This is a genomic window from Halorubrum halophilum (genome assembly GCF_000739595.1).
In the GTDB taxonomy this organism is placed as follows: Archaea; Halobacteriota; Halobacteria; order Halobacteriales; family Haloferacaceae; genus Halorubrum; species Halorubrum halophilum.
On the sequence record NZ_BBJP01000066.1, the window covers coordinates 1 to 2578 of the forward strand.

The window sequence follows — 2578 nt, forward strand, 5'->3', positions numbered from 1 at the left end:
AGCGCAGAGGCGTTGCGATCTCTCCGGCATCCGTGAGGATGAGGAGAACAGCGAGTCGAAGGACTGGGGCAAGCACGGTAATCTTGACCTGCACTCGTGGGCGTTCGACCGGTTCAGCGACCTGCTCGAATACAAAGCCGAGATGGAAAGTATCACGGTCGAGCAAGTGTCTGAGCGGGATACCTCGAAATCGTGTTCGTGCTGTGGCCGGAAGCATGAAGCCAACCGTGTTGAACGCGGACTGTATGTCTGCGATGAGTGCGGTACAGTAGCGAACGCAGATGTGAACGGCGCTGAGAACATTCGGCAGAAAGTATCTCCAAGTCCCGCCACGGATGGCGGTGATAGGAGTAACGGCTGGTTGGCACAGCCATCGACGTTCCTGTTTGACAAGGAAACTGGTGCGTTCGCACCTCAAGAACGGGTTACGTCGTAAACCACAATATCCCAACCCAGCGGTGCGGTGCCGTGGGAATCCTCGCGCTTCAGCGCGGGGAGGATGTCAATTTGCTCGCATTGCTGTGATGGTTCGCGTCTTTGCAATTCACGACTTTGCTTTTTAACACACCATTGGAAGAGTTCCTGTCGAAGGTCATCATCTGTCTCATTAAATAGGCTCCCCAGGCGATAGCCGAGATTATCCCATATTAGTCTCTCTGGCGGTGGACCCTCTGTATATTTTGACGTCGTATCGCTGTCGCTGAGATCTTTAACAGCAGCAGTCCAGCCTCGCTTGAATGCTCCCTGTCGGTCGCTACCGGGGTCTTCTTGCCGAATATCTCCGAGAGGGATCGTCGGATCATCAACCATATCCACTCATTGAAGCGCCTGTTTAGAAATTGATTGCGGACACCTTGTTGGATTCATTCTCTGTATCTCGCACGGCAACCCTATCTGTGCTTAAGGATATCAACAGAGCGAATCATCCTATCTAAAGATGATCGACCCTGACCCACGTAACAAAGAACTATTTCCACAGACCAAATGGGGTATAAGTAGATGCCGTCGTCTGTCGCCCATACGAAAGGCCAGATGCGAGAGCTGTCGCCCTACGAGTTTGAGGAATTCGTCGCTGAAGTGTGGTCAGCGCAGGGGTTTGCCACGACAGTTCGACAGCAAAGCTGGGATCGGGGAATCGATGTTGAAGCAAGGCAAGACGGTGTCACACTCGCCATCCAAGTCAAACAGTATGGAGAGGGGAACACTGTTGGGAGCCAAGAGGTTCGAAACTATGCTACCCTTTATCAGCAGAACGAAACGATCGACCGCGTCATTATCGTAACATCTGCCGAATTCACTACGCCAGCAGAAACCCTTGGTCGTGACTTAGACGTCGAACTGGTCGACGGGAGTCAATTGGCAGAACTGGCGCTGGAGTATAAAATACCCATTACCAATTTCGTGAAGCTCACTGAGTCACCACTCGCTAATGCAGTGAAAGTTGCTCACCGACTCCGTATCCCCTGCAACGATCATTTCGTGAAGGCATGGGCCAAAGAGGTTGATATCGCTCTGTCAGAACTGTTGGACTTCGATATTCGCTTGGTCGACCGAATCACAAGTCTCGAATCGGAGACAAGCAAAGCCGATGTCGTACTGACTGTTACACTCTCTACCGGCGCAAAAACACTAGTTCGAGACGGATTCGAGAAGCTGAATCTCAATGAGCCCGTTTCCGAATACTTCGACGATCAGCAGGGAACGGGTGTGGATCCGTATATTCTTAGCTACGATCTCTCGGTGAGACAGGTGGTTGCGATACTAGGAGACAGTGGGAAATTGAAATCTGCGTTATCGCAAATCGAGGCGCATCGAGAGCAAAGCGATCCAAGTACACCGTTTCTTTTGGGCTATCTGTTGCTGAGAAAGTCGTTCGACTGGAGCTTACTTCGGCTCGTCCAGGAGTGAATCGCCTCAAGGTCACGCACCAAGGACGGTCGCCTCAACATTCGGTACAGCCTCCTTGAAGCGGAGGGGACGAGTCGGGACCGGGAGTACTCGCTCGTCGATTCGGCAGCGGCGTCGCCGATGTAGTGATTCACCTCTTCCCTACTTGCTCGTCGAGGAGCGGACATTCTCGCCTCAAGTTTGGTAAATTGGGAAACGTGTCATCGACGATCTTTTTCGGTATACCCGGCGAAAGATGTGTTCCAGAACAGCTCTATACAGCAAAGCAGCCCACGGACGCCGCGTCCGTGGGCTGAAGGTGGGAGTATATCCTCCCGATGAATGGGCAGGCGGCGAACCGCGGTTCCCAGAGGATCGCTCACTCCAGTACTTCCCGGTACGCTGGTGGGCTTAACTTCCGTGTTCGGAATGGGTACGGGTGTTTCCCCACCGCTCTGGCCGCCTTTACGCCGACTCTCGGTCTCGAACCGAGACTCTCTCACGCTGAGAGAGACGCCTGTGTCGGTGGTTCCGATCGAATGATCGGTCAACCGTGTATGCGTGCGATCCAGTTACCGCCTGAACTCATACGAACTGTGGTGTCAGTGCCGTATGACTGTGGCTTCGGTCTGTTAGTGCTCGTGGACTCAACACCTCGTTGCCTCGGTGCGTACATCATCCTTTTTTATTA

General features: G+C 53.0%; 3 protein-coding genes and 1 rRNA gene. 2 read left to right on the top strand and 2 right to left on the bottom strand.

The genetic code is table 11. The annotated features are described in order from the left end of the window. Positions 1-436, top strand: a 436-nt coding sequence (locus ACP96_RS15255) for a zinc ribbon domain-containing protein (protein WP_154020497.1), incomplete at its 5' end; no start/stop codon positions are given. On the opposite strand, the gene ACP96_RS19375 is transcribed toward ACP96_RS15255, so the two are convergent. Then, positions 415-810, bottom strand: coding sequence for a hypothetical protein (locus tag ACP96_RS19375; protein ID WP_202593975.1), 396 nt, complete (start codon positions 808-810; stop codon positions 415-417). The genes ACP96_RS15255 and ACP96_RS19375 overlap by 22 nt on opposite strands. Positions 811-999: 189 nt before the next feature. On the opposite strand from ACP96_RS19375, the gene ACP96_RS15260 reads away from it, so the two are divergent. Next, complete coding sequence (locus tag ACP96_RS15260) at positions 1000-1908, top strand: restriction endonuclease (protein ID WP_050033972.1); 909 nt, start codon at positions 1000-1002, stop codon at positions 1906-1908. 324 nt (positions 1909-2232) lie between these two features. Here the strand turns inward: ACP96_RS15260 and rrf are convergent. Next, positions 2233-2354, bottom strand: a 5S ribosomal RNA gene (gene rrf, locus ACP96_RS15265). Positions 2355-2578: the final 224 nt, after the last annotated feature.

Bases quoted from the DNA above. Each gene is read 5' to 3' on its own strand.
- ACP96_RS19375 (WP_202593975.1), bottom strand. From the start codon at position 810: ATGGTTGATGATCCGACGATCCCTCTCGGAGATATTCGGCAAGAAGAC.
- ACP96_RS15260 (WP_050033972.1), top strand. From the start codon at position 1,000: ATGCCGTCGTCTGTCGCCCATACGAAAGGCCAGATGCGAGAGCTGTCG.